This window comes from Proteiniphilum acetatigenes DSM 18083 (assembly GCF_000380985.1).
GTDB lineage: Bacteria > Bacteroidota > Bacteroidia > Bacteroidales > Dysgonomonadaceae > Proteiniphilum > Proteiniphilum acetatigenes.
In genome coordinates this window covers 80,999-97,525 of record NZ_KB905701.1, presented here as the reverse complement: position 1 = coordinate 97,525, position 16,527 = coordinate 80,999, and the positions used below count along the sequence as shown (strand labels likewise).

The window sequence follows — 16,527 nt, the reverse complement described above, 5'->3', positions numbered from 1 at the left end:
TTTTCAGTTGTTGGTAAGGACGTTATATAACTTAATCTTGTTGTAAAGTGTTTTCCTGTCGATATTCAGTATAGAGGCTGCCATCGTTTTATTACCTTTGGCCAGCTCCAGTGCCTCCATGATCTTTTCTTTTTCGTAATATTCCTTGCGAAGGCCCTGTATTGGGTTCAATAGTTGCAAGCGGTTGTTATTTTTTACTCCGTTTCCGAATAACTCCGGAATAATGGATGCAGGAATGGTTGTGTCGTCTGTAAGCAAGGCGGCTTTTATGATACAGTTCTTCAATTCCTGTATATTTTCCGGCCAAGCATAATCGGCCAGCCGGTCCTGTACGATGGGATCAATGGTGTCTATCTGTTTGTCGAGTGTAGAGTTGGCAAACTGGAGAAAATGATTGGCAAGGAAGATAATTACCTCTTTTTTACCTTTCAGGGTAGGCAACGCGATACAATCCTGCATAACCAGATTATAAAGTTTTGGAATAAGGCGCTTCTGTAATTCCTCTTTACGCATCTCCGAACTCATGATCACCTGGGTAAAATCATCGTCTTTTTTTTGTCTGGTGAGGATGTTTAATAATTCATCCTGCTGATTGATATCGAGATAGGCTATTTGCCGTATGTACAGCAGCCCCCCTTTTGCTTCAAGAAATTTCTGCATAAGGGGTGACTTACCATCACTTCCGTTAGACGATTTACGGTAGGAACTTACCATATCGGCAGATTTATCATTATCGAGAATTACCAATGGTTTCGGCAAGTGGGTGCCTTTTTCGTAGATATATTTTACTACAGAGAGTTTTCCTGTCCCCCGGTCACCAAGGATCAACCGGTGTTGGTTATTTTCTATAATATGGTCGAGTTGTTTGTAGAGTTGCTCGTATTCTTCACCCGGGAACTTGATAAAATCATCGGAAAAGCGGTTTTGTTTCAACATCCGTTCCTGAAGAATAATGGCTTCATCGATCTTCTTGAAAAGTTGCTCCGGTTCGATCGGCTTGGAAATATAATCTACTGCACCCGATTTCATCGACTCGACTGCCGACTCGATGTCAGCATAACCGGTCATCATGATCACAAGTATATCCGAATCATATTTCTTTACCCAGGAAAGAAAACTGAAGCCGTCGGCATCAGGCATCCTTATATCGCTCAGGATCAAATCAAACGGTTGTTCCTTTACCTTCTGCTTTGCCTCCAAAACATTGGTGGCAGTTTCCACGCTGAACCCTTTTTTTACTAACCAGGATTTCAGCATCAGACAAACAGTCAGATTGTCGTCAATAACAAGTATATTCCTGTTTACATTATCCATAGTAGAATATTACATGCAACATACCGGGATTTTATAGTTTATTTTTCTCCTTTTCTAACTCCCGGGGTATCATAACAGCTGCATAGAGCAGAAATATTGCTCCTATGATCATTGCCAGTACCCATTCATTACGTCCCCTGAACATCAGAAAGGTCGCCACAATCATCGATATGCATGAAAACAGCTGAAAATTAAACAACCTCTTACCACGTATACTTTTTCCCGGATACGGGTTTGTAAAAGTGATGGCAGAGAAAACTGCCACGGACAAAGCCATTATCCAAGGTGCCACAGCAGGTATGAAAAGATACAATACCGCTGATAATAAAATCAAGATACCGGAAATCCGAAATAGAACATCTTTTACGCGATGCATTGTATATGTGCTAATTATTTGTAAAATATCAACCAGAACCCGATTATGGTCTTACAAATATATTACTTTTTTTTCATTATTTCACCTTAATTCCTTCTCACTTCTTTTCTTTAATGATAAAAATCTCTTCATTTTCCTTTTTCATGAGATAATTTTCTCGTGCAAATTTCTCAAGATCTTCTTTATTGGATTGAAGTTCATTCAGCTTTTCCGTATCTATCTCTGTCTGCTGCCGGTAAAATTCGATCTGGGATTCAAGGTCTTTTATTTGAGCCTCATATTTCATTCTTTTGGTAACACTACTGTCACTGAAGAAAAAGAGCATCGCGATCAGCATAAGAAGAATGATAATCTGATAGACAGTAAGTCCCAGAACTCTTCCTGATCCGAATTTCTTTGTATATTTATTCATTGTTGCACAACTTTTAAGCACTACAAAAATAGCTTCTTTTTTCCAATTGTGCGAACCATTGCAGGGAAATAAATATAAAATATCCATTCTACCTTTTGGGGAAATTGAACAAAATAAAGTACCTTTACGCTCAAGTTAAGAAATTAAAAAAAGGTATGAAACGCGCAAAAGAATTGTTCATACACCATAACATGATTATTGCGAGTTCCATATGATACCTTTAAATTATTCGTGTTAAGCTAAATGGGCAGAGTCAAGCTTGCTTGAGCTATGCCATAGCAGGCGAATATCTAACTTTAGTGAAATTAATAGTTTTAATCATATGAAAAAAGTTATTGCCGCAATTGCGTTGTTATTCGTAACCCTTGCATCCTTTCCCTGTACAAATTTACTGGTAGGGAAGAAAGCTTCCACAGACGGATCTACACTGATCTCCTATGCTGCCGATTCCTACGCACTGTATGGAGAACTGTATCACTGGCCCGCAAGACAATATAGTCCGGGAGAAATGCTCAAAGTATATGAGTGGGATACAGGAAAGTATCTGGGCGAAATACCTCAGGCATTACAGACCTACAATGTGATTGGTAATATGAACGAACACCAGTTGGCCATTGCCGAAACAACTTTCGGCGGACGAAGCGAACTGTCCGATTCTACAGGCATTATGGATTACGGAAGCCTTATTTATATTACGCTACAGCGTGCCAAAAACGCCCGGGAAGCCATTAGCGTGATGACCGGACTGGTAAAGGAACATGGCTATTACAGTTCAGGCGAATCGTTTTCAATAGCAGACCCTGAAGAGGTGTGGGTTATGGAGATGATCGGTAAAGGCCCCGGCAATAAAGGGGCTGTCTGGGTGGCTGTGCGTATCCCTGACGATTGTGTATCAGCTCATGCCAACCAGGCACGTATCCAACAATTCCCTTTAAACGATCCCGACAATTGTATCTACTCTCCGGATGTGATCTCGTTCGCCCGTGAGAAAGGATATTTTGAAGGTAACGATACCGATTTCAGTTTTGCCAAAGCATATGCTCCTCTTGATTTCGGTGCACTCCGCTACTGTGAAGCGCGGGTATGGTCGTTTTTCAACAAAGTGAACAAGGATATGGCCCAGTACGTCACCTATGCACAGGGAAAAACTACAGATCCCATGCCGCTTTATATCAAACCCGACAGAAAGTTGAGCGCACAGGATATTCAGGAGATGATGCGCGACCACTATGAAGGAACCGAACTCGATTGGCGCTTCGATGTAGGTGCAGGTCCCTTCAACTCGCCTTACCGTTGGAGTCCGCTCTCTTTTGAGGTTGATTCCGTGGAATATTGTAACGAACGCCCTATCGCTACACAGCAAACAGCCTTCTCATTCGTGGCACAGATGCGTTCCTGGCTGCCTGATGAGATAGGCGGGATCCTTTGGTTCGGCATCGACGATGCGGCACAAACGGTGTACTATCCGTTCTATTGTGGCCACACAGAAACACCTCACGAAATGACTGCAGGTAATGGAGACCTGCTCACTTTCTCATGGACATCCGCTTTCTGGATTCACAATTGGGTCTCCAATATGGTGTACACCCGTTACAGCGATATGAGCGTAGACATGAAAAAAGTGCAATCGAAGCTCGAAAACCAATTCCGAACCGCACAACCCGAAGTGGAACAGGAAGCGGCACGGCTCCGTGAACAATCTCCCTCACAAGCTGTTCAGTATCTTACACAATACACTAACAGCCTTGTAAAAGAAGGGGTAGCAGAATGGAAAAAACTGGGTGAATATCTTATGGTGAAATATGTAGACGGTGTAATCAAAAGAGAGGAGAACGGACAATTTAAGCGCAACCCATACGGGGAACCGGCTTCTCCTTTACGCCCGGGATATTCGAACGAATATTACAGAAAGATAGTCGACCAGACTGGCGAAAAATACAAAGTACATCCTATTGAATAAACAAAAAATAAGACTGTTTTAACATGGAAGAAGAAACATTATTAGCCCAGGTCACCGATAAGGCTATATCCTGGATTAAAGGAAATTACGATGCTGAGACGAAAGAAGAGGTACAACAAATGCTCGACAGCGACGATAAAACAAAACTGATCGATGCATTCTATAAAGATCTTGAATTCGGCACCGGCGGTCTGCGCGGCATCATGGGTGCCGGCAGTAACCGAATGAACATCTATACGGTAGGTTCTGCCACACAAGGGCTTTCAAATTACCTCAAAAAAGAATTTGCCGACCTGGATGAGATCAAGGTAGTAATCGGGCATGACTGCCGTAATAACAGCCGTAAATTTGCTGAAATCTCAGCTGATATCTTCAGTGCAAACGGCATTAAAGTATATCTTTTTGAGAATCTGCGTCCTACCCCTGAAGTATCTTTCGCTATCAGAAGGCTGGGATGCCAGAGCGGAATTATGATCACCGCTTCACACAATCCCAAAGAATACAACGGTTATAAAGCTTATTGGAACGATGGTGCGCAGGTGCTTGCCCCGCACGATAAAAATATCATCGCCGAGGTGAACCGTATTAAATCGGTAGATGATATCCATTTTGAGGGAAACAAAGACCTGATCGAGATTATTGGAAAGGATATGGACAAAGCGTTTATCGAAGAGGTAAAAAAGCTGGTGCTCTCTCCGGAGGCCATTACCCGCCATAACGACCTGAAGATTGTCTATACTCCGATTCATGGAGCCGGGAGCACGCTCGTGCCTGATGCTTTGAGAGCTGTAGGCTTCACCAATATCATCTCCGTACCTGAACAGGATGTGATAAGCGGAGATTTCCCGACTGTGGTATCCCCCAACCCGGAAGAATCGGCAGCACTCGATCTGGCTATCAAAAAGGCCACTGAAACCGGTGCCGATCTGGTGATGGCGACCGATCCCGACGCAGACCGTATCGGTACGGCTATCCGCGACAATAAAGGGGATTTCATCTTAGTCAACGGTAACCAGACGATGCTGATCTGCCTCTATTACCTGATGACCCGTCGCGATGAACTGCAACTACTTACGGGTAAGGAATATGTAGTAAAGACAATCGTCACCACCGAACTGGTAAAAGAAATTGCCGATAAGAGAGGAATTGAGCTCTTCGACTGCTATACCGGTTTCAAATGGATCGCAGAGATCATCCGCCAGAATGAGGGAATAAAAAAATATATCGGAGGAGGAGAAGAGAGTTACGGATTTCTAGCCGGCGACTTCGTACGCGACAAAGACTCCGTATCGGCCTGCACCCTGTTCGCAGAGATAGCAGCCTGGGCACGTGACAACGGGAAGAGTATGTACGAATTATTGCAGGATATCTATCTGGAATACGGCTATTCCAAAGAAGTGGGTATCTCCCTCGTACGCAAAGGTAAGGAAGGTGCCGACGAGATAGAAGCTATGATGAAGAATTTCCGGGTGAACCCCCTGACTTCTTTGGGCGGCTCTCCGGTTACCCTCGTGAAGGATTTTGCAAAACTGGAGGCTGTGGATCATCTTCACGGCGAACATATCTCCCTTGAAATGCCAACCACCTCCAACGTGCTGCAATTCTTCACGGAAGAAGGTACAAAACTCTCTATCCGTCCTTCAGGCACAGAGCCAAAGATCAAATTCTATATTGAAGTGAAGGGTGGACCGGCAAAAACGAGAGAGGCTCTGGAAGAAGCGGAAGAGGCAGCAAACAGGAAGATCAGTGCTATTCGCGAGGAATTGGGGATATAATTGATGTGATGATTTACAGATTTGATGATGTGATGATTAGAAATTCAATTAGCACATTATTTTAGTCTTGGTTCTTGATTCTAAAAGTCTTTTAAATATGAAACGAAAACTAACAATAGCTTTGGTGGCGCATGACCACCGCAAAGCCGATATGGTGGAATGGGTGGTTTTTAATGCCGACTTTTTGTCGAAGCATCACCTCGTTTGCACCGGCACCACCGGAACACTGGTACGTGATGCTTTGTACGAAAAAGGAGTCTATCCTGAATTCACCATCATGAATTCAGGGCCGATGGGCGGCGATGCAGAGATTGCCGCTATGGTGGTTCGTAAGGAGATAGATCTGGCCGTTTTTCTGATAGACGACCTCAATCCGCAACCTCACGAAGCAGATATCATGATGTTGCTTCGCCAGTGCCGGGTACATAATATACCTATAGCCTGTAACCGGTACAGCGCCGACCTCATGATCACCAGTAATCTATGGGATGATGATGACTATACTCCATCCCCACCCCGGTATGAAAAATTTGACAGGGAATCGTTGAATCTCTGAAACAACGATTAACTAAAGATTTGATCCCTCATCGGCAGACAATAGCCAATGAGGGATTTTTTAAAAGAACACATCAAATGACAACGTATATTTCCATCACAAAATCCGCGATAATTCAAATTATCGCGGATTTACGCGATACTCCATATTATTGCTTAAATATACAATAATCAAAAATATTGCGCTAATATGCAATATTATATTTAACTTTGTGATTCAATTATAACAACCATAACATGATAGCAGTTATAAAAGGAGATATCATCGCATCAAGGAAACTGACAGATCAGGAGAAATGGCTGTCACCATTAAAGAACCTGCTGTCCACGTGGGGAAAGACTCCCGAGCAATGGGAGTTGGTGTGGGGTGATTTTTTTCAGATAGAGATTGATCACCCGGAAGAAGCACTCCAAAAAGCCCTTATCATAAAGACGCTGATAAAAAAAACAGAACCACTGGATGAGCAAAAAAAGATCAGTCCCATAGATGTGAGAATAAGCATAGGGATAGGAGAAAAGACCTATACGGGTGTAAAAATATCAGAAAGTAACGGATCAGCATTCATCTACGCCGGTGAAAAATTTGATGCCCTTAGAAAGGAAAAGATCACTATGGGGATAAAAAGCCCCTGGTCGCCTTTTGACGAGGAAATCAATTTATATCTGAAATTAGCCGGCACTTTTATGGATAAATGGACTATATCTTCAGCAGAGTTGATGCACGCAGTACTTCAAAACAATACATATACACAGCAAGAAATTGGGAAATTGTTGGGGATAAAACAAAGCGGCGTCAGTGGAAGATGGAATCGGGCCAATGTGGAGGAAGCATTGGATGTGGAAAAGATGTATCGAAAAAAGATTAAAACTCTACTATCATGATATTTCTCATCAAACTCATATTGGCTCACTTTATCGGGGATTTTTTATTGCAACCCAAATCGTGGGTTAAAGAGAAAGAGACTAAGAAGCTCAAATCTCCTCAATTCTATCTGCATATTTTACTGCACGGCATATTATATCTGTTGATGCTTTGGGATTGGAACTATTGGCTTTTGGCATTGGTACTGATGTTTGCACACGGGATAATTGATATGGTAAAACTATATGCCCAAAAAGAAGACAACAAACCCAAGTGGTTTTTGATAGACCAGGGGTTGCATATCATCACCATCCTGGTATTATGGTATATTTGGAGCGGATTAAGTTTCAATTTTCATGAATGGTTCGATAATGTAAATGTATGGATTTACATCACAGCGATACTTTTTTTAACGGTCGTAAGCAGTATAATCATACAGGTTCTCATGTCCAACTGGTCAAAATCGTTGAACGACAATAACGACGCATCCCTGGCCAGTGCAGGCAAATATATCGGTATATTAGAGCGATTATTTGTCTTTACATTTATATTAACCGGTAATTGGGGAGCTATCGGATTTTTACTGGCTGCAAAATCGGTTTTCCGTTTTGGGGACTTAAGGGAATCAAAAGACAGAAAATTAACAGAATATATTTTAATCGGAACCTTACTCAGTTTTGGTATAGCCGTAGCTACAGCAATGCTTGTACTTGAATTACAATGAGATTATATCAATAACTCCTGCTCGCAGAGGCTAACGGACATTTATATAAAAGGGATGAAACATTCAATCCCTTTTTTTGTTTTAATAAAAGATGATTGTAACAGGGCACAGATATGAAGACTCATACGACAAATTATTTCAATACATTGATTGAAATGGCGGAAGATACAAAAGTAAACTGCGGAACAATACCGCCTGCAAAAGATAAAAAGACCGTCGCAGAAATGCAATACGAACTGCTGGATGGTAATCCATACAAATACAGTTCCGACGATGTATTGTTTCTGGTATATGCAGAAAGGAATAATATCCCCCAGGATGAATATCCCGAGGCAAGAGAACAGTTCTTCTCAAAAGGACAACCCTGCATGCGCACTTCACCGTTGACAAAGAATTACGGCTTTGGAATCCATAGTAACGGCGAAGGAAAGATCGCCCTCTTCGGAATGGAAACCAAAGAGTATCAACAGCTTTTAGCCGATACTACTGTAAAGAAGATAAAAGCGATGAAACGAGCATGAATTGCCTTGCAATCGACGGAGTCAATTACGAAGTAATACGGAGTCAATTACGAAGTAATACGGAGTCAATTACGAAGTAAGACATAGTCAATTACGAAGTAAGACGGAGTCAATTACGAAGTAATCGACTCATTGCTTAATGAAAAAGTTCCATACACCATAATAAAAAATAAATATTTTAGTCATATGAATAAACTAATTGTAATAGTATCACTGATGGCCATCGTACAAATGAGTCCGGCCCAGTCCCTGAAAACGGTCTCCTATATGGACGGGACACAGGAATTGAATGGGTTAGTCACTGCCAATGCAGGGCGACAATTACCCGGCGTATTAATCCTGCCAGCATGGAAAGGTGTTGACAATGAAGCCAGAACGGCTGCTTTAGAATTGGAAAAAGAGGGTTATATTGCCTTTATTGCAGATATTTACGGCAAAGGGAATATCCCGGAAGACAATGCTTCCGCCGCGAAATTATCCGGGTCTTACAAAAGCGACTATAAAGCGTATCAGCATCGGATCGCTTTGGCGTTAGAACAACTGGAAGAGCAAGGTGCTTTGCCTGACAAGATAGCCGTCATCGGTTATTGTTTCGGTGGGACAGGAGCCCTGGAAGCGGCACGTGCGGGATTTGACGTACAGGGAGTAGTCTCTATACACGGAGGATTAGGTAAAGACAAAAGCAGACCGAATGCACCCATAGAAACAAAAGTATTAGTGGAACATCCGGCAGAAGACCAGAGTGTATCCCAGGAAGATTATGACAGTCTGGTGAAGGAACTGCGGGATGGCAATGCCGACTGGCAGATCATTATATACGCTAATAGCGGACACACCTTCACCAATCCCGAATCGCACGAATACAACGAAGTTATGGCCCAAAGAGCCTGGAAACATACATTGATGTTTCTCGAAGAGATATTAAAATAACAAACATTTTTGCGAATTTCTAAACACAAAATAAAAGTATCCTGACAAAAAACGAATTGGCGGGGTATATCTCTATATCCCGTTGAAAAAGAAAAATTATGAGCAAAGTAAAGATCAACAATACAGATTTGAAGATAACCCGCATCAATCTGGGTGGAAATGTATTCGGATGGACACTGGATGAAACCAGATCCTTTGAAATTCTGGACAAATTCATTGAAAAAGGTGGAAATTTCATCGATACCGCTGATACTTACCCCTGGTGGGTAAACGGCACAGGGGGATTATCGGAAACCATTATCGGAAAATGGATGAAATCAAGAGGGAATCGGCAGGATTTGGTAGTAGCTACCAAAGTCGGTTCTGAAACCAAAGAGCACACTTTTGATATCAGCAGGAAGCATATCCTGCAATCTGTAGATGAGTCATTGCAACGGCTTCAGACCGATTATATCGATCTCTATTATACCCACTTCGATGATGAAAAGACGCCTGTCGAAGAAACATTGTCTGCTTACGACGAAATCATAAAGGCCGGAAAAGTTCGCTACATAGCCACATCCAATGTGTCACCCAAAAGATTGACAGCCTCTTTTGAAGCGGCGGAAAAGAACAACTTCCCCAAATATGTCGCTCTGCAACCGCATTACAATCTAATAGAAAGAGTAAAATATGAGAATGACTATTTACCTCTGGTGGAAAAATATAATTTAAGTGTGTTCCCTTACTGGTCTTTGGCTGCGGGTTTCCTTACGGGAAAATACCGCTCCGAAGCCGATTTCAATAAGAGTGTAAGGGGAGCGGGAGCAAAAAAATACCTGAATGAGAAAGGTTTTGCCATTTTAGATGCTTTGGATAAAGTGTCTGCCAAACACGGTACATCACAGGCGGCAGTCGCGTTGGCATGGCTCCTGGCACAACCGCATATAGGTGCACCTATCGCAAGCGCGACAAACCAAAACCAACTGGAAACTTTATTTGTGGCAACCAAACTGAATCTGGATAAAGAAGACCTGGATTTACTTGATAAAGCGAGTAAATAAACAGTTCAGTATTTCGCCTATTCAATTCCCAGTCTGAAAGATCTTTCTGAGACTATAAAGATCAATTTTCAGGATGGAATTTATCGGGAACGACTCTTAACATCTCTATAAAACAGTCTGATGATTGTTCGGGGAGAAGTAGGGTAACTACATCATCCAGCTTCAAACCATATTTGTGTGAGAATTCTCTTATTTGTCGCTTTCGGAATATTTTCTTTAAGGCAGTACGTACCGATAAATCAGGATATTTTAATATGAAGCAAAGGAAATCAAAGTATTTCTCTTTCATTTCAATATTTATCCTTGGGGATTGTTTTTTACTTATCTTCACCAGTGCCGACTGAACTGTTGGAGGTGGCATAAAACTAGCCGGAGGGACAGTATAGATTAATTCTAAATCATAAAACGTATGGTAAAACAGCACGTAGCACTGAAGAGAGATCACAGAAAAGTGACAGACAGTATTATCCTGCAGAAATAACAAGACTGCATTGCCTTAGCTCAAAAAAGAAAACAATGCAAAACAAATAGTATTCTTCTTTTAAAAAAGGAGAAAACAAATAAAATAATCAAGGGACCGTCTATCACTTAGATAGCAGTCCACGGTCTGCAGAAATACATAATGTATATATTTATTGTTACAAAAGTACACGATTTTTCTTTAAAAACTGATACCTTTGATGGTAGATAGCGACTTTACTACATGAAATTGATAAAACGAATAATGATAATCCTTGTAAGCATTGTATTGCTGTTGGGCATTACGATATTTTTCTATATCCGGCAACCGAAGTTCGGCAAAGCTCCAAGCGGGGAACGACTCGAGCAACTACAACAATCCCCGAATTACAAAGATGGACAATTCCGGAATATCCGTCATACACCCAATTTCAGCGGAGATCAATCGCCTGCGAAAATCTTTTTCAATTTCCTTTTTAAGAAAGTTCCACGTACAAGACCCGTTGACGAGATCCCGTTTCTGAAGACAGATTTGAAAAATCTGCCCATCCATGAAAATGTGCTGGTATGGTTCGGCCATTCCTCTTATTTTATCCAACTCAACGGAAAGCGGTTTCTGATCGATCCGGTTTTTAGCGGCAACGCTTCGCCGGTACCTAATTCCAATAAATCATTCAATGGAACAGATGTATATTCAGCCGATGATATGCCTGAAATTGATTATCTGCTTATCACTCATGATCATTACGACCACCTTGATTATCCGACAATAATGAAATTGAAACCAAAGATCGGGCACATTGTCTGCGGTCTGGGTGTAGGAGCACATTTAGAGTACTGGAAATTCGACCCTGGAAAAATTACCGAGAAAGATTGGAACGAAAGTATGTTTATTTCCAATAATATCACCCTGAATACTGCACCGGCACGCCATTTTTCAGGCAGGAGTTTTTCAAGGAACAACACTCTTTGGCTGGCATTTATTCTACAAACCAAAGAGTTAAAATTATATCTCGGGGGCGACGGCGGATATGACACCCATTTTGCTGAAATCGGAGAAAAATTCGGTGGATTTGATCTGGCGATTCTGGAGAACGGCCAGTATAATCAGGCGTGGCGAGCCATCCATCTACTGCCCGAGGAGGGGTTACAGGCAGCAAAAGACCTAAAAGCAAAACGCTTGTTTCCCGTCCATTCTTCTAAATTCAAATTAGCTCACCATCCCTGGGACGAGCCGTTAAAAACCATAACCGAAATGAATGAGCAAGGAGATCAGATACCACTGGTAACTCCCAGGATCGGCGAAGTTGTCTATCTGAACGACACTACACAGGTTTTCAGTAAATGGTGGGAGGGGATTAATTGAAATCTGAATAATATTAACTACTTTTGTCGCCGAAGACAATCAGCTCCATTTGATGCCAAACCCATCAGTTGAAATGTTGCCTTCTTTTCAAGTTGATCATCGATGCAGAAATGGAAAGAAACAAAACAAGTCAATACACTTTTACCATTATTGTCCCGATTTACAATGAAGCAGAGAACATCAGTCGGTTAGAAGCAAAACTACAAAACTTCTTACCTCAGTCACTCTATCCTGCTTGTGTACTGTTTGTCAACGACGGTTCGACCGACAGCAGCCGGGAAAAAATACATAATATCTGCGAACGGAACCCCCATTTTTTCTATCTTGACATGAAAAAGAATGGTGGATTGAGTGCTGCTTTAAAAGCCGGATTCGATTACTGTTTTTCGGAATTCGTAGGCTATATGGATGCCGACATGCAGACTGATGCCGATGATTTCAACCTGCTACTCCCCCATCTGGCCGAATATGAACTGGTAACAGGTATACGTGCTAACCGCAAAGACTCGTTCTTCAAGAACCTGCAATCAAAAATAGCCAACGGATACCGGCGGATGATGACCGGTGACGGCGTATCTGATACCGGCTGTCCGCTAAAAGTGTTGCATACCGGGTACGCCAAACGTGTACCAATGTTCAACGGAATGCACCGGTTCCTTCCGGCACTCATTCTGTTGCAAAACGGTAGGATACAACAAATCCCGGTACGTCACTATCCCCGTATAGCGGGAAAATCGAAATATCATCTGTGGAACCGGCTTACCGGTCCTTTTATCGACTGTTTTGCTTACCGGTGGATGAAAAAACGCTATATCAATTACCAGATCAGTGGAACCAATTTAGATTGATCTATGCAGGGAACAACCATCTGGATTTACGGAATTGGCTTTTTAGCCCAGATCTTCTTCTCGGCACGAATACTTTGCCAGTGGATTGTAACCGAGAAAGCAAAGAAAATAATCTCGCCCCCTATATTCTGGATCCTGAGCATTTTCGGTTCCTACCTGCTTTTTATTTACGGGGTACTCAGAAACGATTTTGCCATTATATTCGGGCAATTCATTGCATATTATATCTATCTCTGGAACCTCAATATGCAGGGAATCTGGAAACGAATACATGTCGGACTGAAAGCCATTCTCTTATTAACACCGGTGATAGCGGTTGCATTACTGATGCGCGACATGAATGCTTTTACCACCCTCTTTTTCCGGCAGAAGGATATACCTATCTGGTTACTGATCTTCGGTTCAGCCGGTCAGGTGCTCTTTACATTCCGTTTCATCTACCAATGGGTCTATTCTGCCCATCTTCATCGGTCGGTACTGCCAATCGGTTTCTGGATTATCAGCCTGTTGGGATCAGGTATTATCGTCGCTTACGGGATCATTCGCCACGACCCCGTCCTCATACTGGGACAATCGGTAGGTTTTGTGGCTTATGTGCGTAACATCATGATCGGCTTACAGACTAAAACTAGTGTGCCAATATGAATAATCCCGCCAATTCGGGGCGTGTAGGGTCAATGTGAATGATGTTAGAAGAAAAGAAGTCGGAAGTGTAGTTAAAGTGTCCTCGGCGATATGTGCTTCGCACGATAATTGGTAATTAGTAATTAGTAATTGGAAATTAGTTAATTAGTAATTCGGATGAAAACTAAGTATCTCTATCTCTTTTGGTTTATAGCGCTGCTCCCGGTTATGGTTTTACGGGACTATACCCCCAACAATGAGTTACGTTACCTGAGCATTATTGATGAAGCTTTGCGTAACGGCAACTTTTTTACTTTCACGCTGGATGGTGAAATCTATGCAGATAAGCCGCCTCTCAGCTTCTGGCTGATGATGGCAGGGAAAACATTGCTCGGCAGCCACCAAATGTGGTTTCTGTCGCTTTTATCGTTTTTGCCCGCATTGGTAGTGTTGATGGTAATGGAGAAATGGATGAGAAAAGAAAAATCTTTTGCCTACCAACCCGATGGTTTGCTGATGCTGATGACCGGCGGTTTCTTTCTGGCTCTTACCATTACTATTCGTATGGATATGCTGATGGTGATGTTTATCACCCTTTCACTCTACACTTTTTTTAAGATATACCGGGGAGAGGGAAAGAAACGGGATGCTTACCTGTTTCCGCTCTATGTCTTTCTGGCTCTTTTCTCAAAAGGCCCCGTCGGCATATTGGTTCCGTTGCTCTCCACCCTTATATTTCTTCTCTATCGGGGTAAAATCCGTACATGGCAACAATACTGGGGTTGGAAAAGCTGGCTGGTTCTACTGCTGGGATGTGGTATCTGGTTTACCGGTGTTTATATGGAAGGAGGAGATGCCTATCTCAATAACCTGTTAGTACATCAAACAGTGGGAAGAGGAGTGAATGCTTTTCACCATAAATCTCCGTTCTATTACTATGCTATTGCTATCTGGTACTTGCTGGCCCCCTGGATGTTTTTATGCGTGGGGCTTATCATTGCCGGAGTGGTTCGCAAAAAAATCCAAACCGAGACCGAAAAGTTTTTTCTTACTATTATCCTGACGACTTTCGTCATGCTATCCCTGATCAGTTCCAAGTTGGCAGTCTATCTACTTCCCGCCATACCGTTTCTGATCTATCTCCCGGCCATGCTACTCGATAAATTCGATGAGAAAAACATCTGGTTACGGCTTTCGGTGGCAGTACCTGCCGTCGTTTTCGCAGTAGTGCTGCCGGCTGTTTTTTATATAAAAGGAATCAACGAAATCTCTTATATCGCCGTACCATTGGTCTATGCAGCGGCAGCTGTTATATCACTCGGCGGAATCACGGTCTTATATCTGCTATTCCGGGAAAAAGCACTCCGTAAGTCTATCCGCGTGATGACTTTCACCCTTTTATTGACTATCTTTATCGCCGGATTAGCCTTGCCTCAGTTGAATCCTTATATGGGATGGAACACATTATGCAGGGAAGCGATTCGGATTGCGGAAGAGAAAGGCATTTCCGAATATTATGTATATAAGATTTCACGGCCCGGAAGTATGGATGTTTTTCTTGGAAAAGAAGTCATAGTTGCTTCCGAAGAAGATATACTGAACGATACATTATCCGGCCAACTGTTACTGTTACCCGAAAAAGCAGTATTGAATAACAGTCAGATTCAATCTGTTATATCAGGCAAAGAGCAACACAAAACCGGCCCTTACCTCATTGTTGTTTTATAATCTGATAAAGATGAAGATATTGGTTACCGGCACCGCCGGATTTATTGGTTTTCACGTCGTACGCGAATTAGTCCGGCAGGGATATGATGTGGCCGGTCTCGACAACATCAACGCTTATTATGATATACAACTAAAATATGCCCGTCTGGCCGAAACAGGCATACCACAGGAGAAAATAAAAGAGGGAGAATGGGTACAGAGCGATAAATACCCGACCTACCGTTTTATCCGGCTTGACCTGACTGATGCCAAAGGACTTCTCACTCTCTTTCGTGAAGAACAATTCACACATGTCCTCCATTTTGCTGCACAGGCCGGGGTCAGGTACTCCCTTGAAAATCCTCTTTCATACATCAATTCCAATATAGTGGGTTTTACCCACCTGCTGGAGGCATGCCGTTCCTATCCTGTCCGGCATTTCCTTTATGCCAGTTCCAGCAGCGTCTACGGAGACGACACTCCCTCTCCTTACAAGGAATCAGCCCAAACCGATCATCCCGTAAGTCTTTATGCGGCTACTAAAAAAGCAAATGAACTGTTGGCATATTCCTACAGCAAACTTTATGGAATAGCTGCAACCGGTATCCGTTTTTTTACGGTCTATGGCCCCTGGGGACGTCCCGACATGGCACCATGGTTGTTTATATCGGCCATTACGGAAGGAAGGCCTATCAAGGTTTTCAACAACGGGGAAATGCAGCGTGATTTCACCTATATCGACGATATTGTGGAAGGGGTGCTCAAAATTATGCCTGCTCCTCCGCAAGCCAAGGTTCCCAATGTAGTATATAACATGGGCTGTGCTTCGCCCGTACAACTGATGGATTTCATCCGTATTATCGAAAAAACCACCGGAAAGAAAGCTGTCAAGGAGATGGCAGATATGCAACCCGGAGATGTAGTATCTACTTATGCCGATACATCATTACTTGAACAGAAGTTTGGATACAAACCCCGTACATCGGTTGAGACCGGTATCAGGAATTTCTACGACTGGTTTAAGGAGTATCGTCACGGGTAAATATCTGTT

Annotated in this window: 17 protein-coding genes; 13 read left to right on the top strand and 4 right to left on the bottom strand. The window is 42.5% G+C overall.

Features of this window, described 5'->3' with window-relative positions; genetic code table 11:
* Positions 1-3: 3 nt before the first annotated feature.
* The 3 genes from F597_RS0114395 to F597_RS0114385 all read right to left on the bottom strand — a co-directional run bounded on the left by F597_RS0114395 (position 4) and on the right by F597_RS0114385 (position 2,102).
* Positions 4-1,314, bottom strand: a complete 1,311-nt coding sequence (locus F597_RS0114395) for a sigma-54-dependent transcriptional regulator (RefSeq protein WP_019540460.1) — start codon at positions 1,312-1,314, stop codon at positions 4-6.
* A gap of 31 nt (positions 1,315-1,345) precedes the next feature.
* Entirely contained in the window at positions 1,346-1,579 is a 234-nt protein-coding gene (locus tag F597_RS0114390; RefSeq protein WP_169337986.1) for a hypothetical protein, read from the bottom strand.
* Between the two features lie 208 nt (positions 1,580-1,787).
* On the bottom strand, positions 1,788-2,102 hold the full coding sequence (locus F597_RS0114385; RefSeq protein WP_026327490.1) for an FtsB family cell division protein: 315 nt from the start codon (positions 2,100-2,102) through the stop codon (positions 1,788-1,790).
* Between the two features lie 322 nt (positions 2,103-2,424).
* Between F597_RS0114385 and F597_RS0114380 the strand changes: the two genes are divergently transcribed.
* From F597_RS0114380 to F597_RS0114345, 8 genes are all read left to right on the top strand, one after another.
* Positions 2,425-4,062, top strand: coding sequence for a C69 family dipeptidase (locus tag F597_RS0114380; protein WP_019540457.1), 1,638 nt, complete (start codon positions 2,425-2,427; stop codon positions 4,060-4,062).
* A gap of 23 nt (positions 4,063-4,085) precedes the next feature.
* The gene (locus tag F597_RS0114375) at positions 4,086-5,837 is read left to right on the top strand and encodes a phospho-sugar mutase (RefSeq protein ID WP_019540456.1); all 1,752 of its coding nucleotides are present in this window, start codon (positions 4,086-4,088) and stop codon (positions 5,835-5,837) included.
* Between the two features lie 97 nt (positions 5,838-5,934).
* The gene (locus F597_RS0114370; RefSeq protein WP_019540455.1) at positions 5,935-6,393 is read left to right on the top strand and encodes a methylglyoxal synthase; all 459 of its coding nucleotides are present in this window, start codon (positions 5,935-5,937) and stop codon (positions 6,391-6,393) included.
* A gap of 236 nt (positions 6,394-6,629) precedes the next feature.
* Positions 6,630-7,274 (top strand): hypothetical protein, encoded by a 645-nt coding sequence (locus F597_RS0114365; protein WP_019540454.1) that lies wholly within the window; start codon positions 6,630-6,632, stop codon positions 7,272-7,274.
* Complete coding sequence (locus F597_RS0114360) at positions 7,271-7,978, top strand: DUF3307 domain-containing protein (protein WP_019540453.1); 708 nt, start codon at positions 7,271-7,273, stop codon at positions 7,976-7,978. Before F597_RS0114365 ends, F597_RS0114360 begins: the two co-directional genes overlap by 4 nt.
* A 113-nt stretch (positions 7,979-8,091) precedes the next feature.
* On the top strand, positions 8,092-8,499 hold the full coding sequence (locus F597_RS0114355) for a DUF6157 family protein (protein WP_019540452.1): 408 nt from the start codon (positions 8,092-8,094) through the stop codon (positions 8,497-8,499).
* 186 nt (positions 8,500-8,685) lie between these two features.
* A complete protein-coding gene (locus tag F597_RS0114350; RefSeq protein WP_044060353.1) occupies positions 8,686-9,429 on the top strand; it encodes a dienelactone hydrolase family protein in 744 nt (247 codons plus the stop codon).
* Between the two features lie 98 nt (positions 9,430-9,527).
* Complete coding sequence (locus F597_RS0114345) at positions 9,528-10,472, top strand: aldo/keto reductase (protein ID WP_019540450.1); 945 nt, start codon at positions 9,528-9,530, stop codon at positions 10,470-10,472.
* A 61-nt stretch (positions 10,473-10,533) separates the two neighbouring features.
* Here the strand turns inward: F597_RS0114345 and F597_RS21725 are convergent, their stop codons facing one another.
* The gene (locus F597_RS21725; RefSeq protein WP_157279155.1) at positions 10,534-10,896 is read right to left on the bottom strand and encodes an rRNA adenine N-6-methyltransferase family protein; all 363 of its coding nucleotides are present in this window, start codon (positions 10,894-10,896) and stop codon (positions 10,534-10,536) included.
* 300 nt (positions 10,897-11,196) lie between these two features.
* On the opposite strand from F597_RS21725, the gene F597_RS0114335 reads away from it, so the two are divergent.
* From F597_RS0114335 to F597_RS0114315, 5 genes are all read left to right on the top strand, one after another.
* On the top strand, positions 11,197-12,297 hold the full coding sequence (locus F597_RS0114335) for an MBL fold metallo-hydrolase (protein ID WP_019540448.1): 1,101 nt from the start codon (positions 11,197-11,199) through the stop codon (positions 12,295-12,297).
* A 110-nt stretch (positions 12,298-12,407) separates the two neighbouring features.
* Entirely contained in the window at positions 12,408-13,145 is a 738-nt protein-coding gene (locus tag F597_RS0114330; protein ID WP_026327489.1) for a glycosyltransferase, read from the top strand.
* Positions 13,146-13,148: 3 nt separating this feature from the next.
* Entirely contained in the window at positions 13,149-13,790 is a 642-nt protein-coding gene (locus F597_RS0114325; RefSeq protein ID WP_019540446.1) for a lipid-A-disaccharide synthase N-terminal domain-containing protein, read from the top strand.
* Positions 13,791-13,946: 156 nt separating this feature from the next.
* The gene (locus F597_RS0114320; protein ID WP_019540445.1) at positions 13,947-15,497 is read left to right on the top strand and encodes an ArnT family glycosyltransferase; all 1,551 of its coding nucleotides are present in this window, start codon (positions 13,947-13,949) and stop codon (positions 15,495-15,497) included.
* Positions 15,498-15,507: 10 nt separating this feature from the next.
* A complete protein-coding gene (locus tag F597_RS0114315; RefSeq protein ID WP_026327488.1) occupies positions 15,508-16,518 on the top strand; it encodes an NAD-dependent epimerase/dehydratase family protein in 1,011 nt (336 codons plus the stop codon).
* Positions 16,519-16,527: the final 9 nt, after the last annotated feature.

Coding starts and splice junctions, on each gene's coding strand:
- F597_RS0114395 (WP_019540460.1), bottom strand. CDS start 1,314: ATGGATAATGTAAACAGGAATATACTTGTTATTGACGACAATCTGACT.
- F597_RS0114385 (WP_026327490.1), bottom strand. CDS start 2,102: ATGAATAAATATACAAAGAAATTCGGATCAGGAAGAGTTCTGGGACTT.
- F597_RS0114380 (WP_019540457.1), top strand. CDS start 2,425: ATGAAAAAAGTTATTGCCGCAATTGCGTTGTTATTCGTAACCCTTGCA.
- F597_RS0114375 (WP_019540456.1), top strand. CDS start 4,086: ATGGAAGAAGAAACATTATTAGCCCAGGTCACCGATAAGGCTATATCC.
- F597_RS0114370 (WP_019540455.1), top strand. CDS start 5,935: ATGAAACGAAAACTAACAATAGCTTTGGTGGCGCATGACCACCGCAAA.
- F597_RS0114365 (WP_019540454.1), top strand. CDS start 6,630: ATGATAGCAGTTATAAAAGGAGATATCATCGCATCAAGGAAACTGACA.
- F597_RS0114360 (WP_019540453.1), top strand. CDS start 7,271: ATGATATTTCTCATCAAACTCATATTGGCTCACTTTATCGGGGATTTT.
- F597_RS0114355 (WP_019540452.1), top strand. CDS start 8,092: ATGAAGACTCATACGACAAATTATTTCAATACATTGATTGAAATGGCG.
- F597_RS0114350 (WP_044060353.1), top strand. CDS start 8,686: ATGAATAAACTAATTGTAATAGTATCACTGATGGCCATCGTACAAATG.
- F597_RS0114345 (WP_019540450.1), top strand. CDS start 9,528: ATGAGCAAAGTAAAGATCAACAATACAGATTTGAAGATAACCCGCATC.
- F597_RS0114335 (WP_019540448.1), top strand. CDS start 11,197: ATGATAATCCTTGTAAGCATTGTATTGCTGTTGGGCATTACGATATTT.
- F597_RS0114330 (WP_026327489.1), top strand. CDS start 12,408: ATGGAAAGAAACAAAACAAGTCAATACACTTTTACCATTATTGTCCCG.
- F597_RS0114325 (WP_019540446.1), top strand. CDS start 13,149: ATGCAGGGAACAACCATCTGGATTTACGGAATTGGCTTTTTAGCCCAG.
- F597_RS0114320 (WP_019540445.1), top strand. CDS start 13,947: ATGAAAACTAAGTATCTCTATCTCTTTTGGTTTATAGCGCTGCTCCCG.
- F597_RS0114315 (WP_026327488.1), top strand. CDS start 15,508: ATGAAGATATTGGTTACCGGCACCGCCGGATTTATTGGTTTTCACGTC.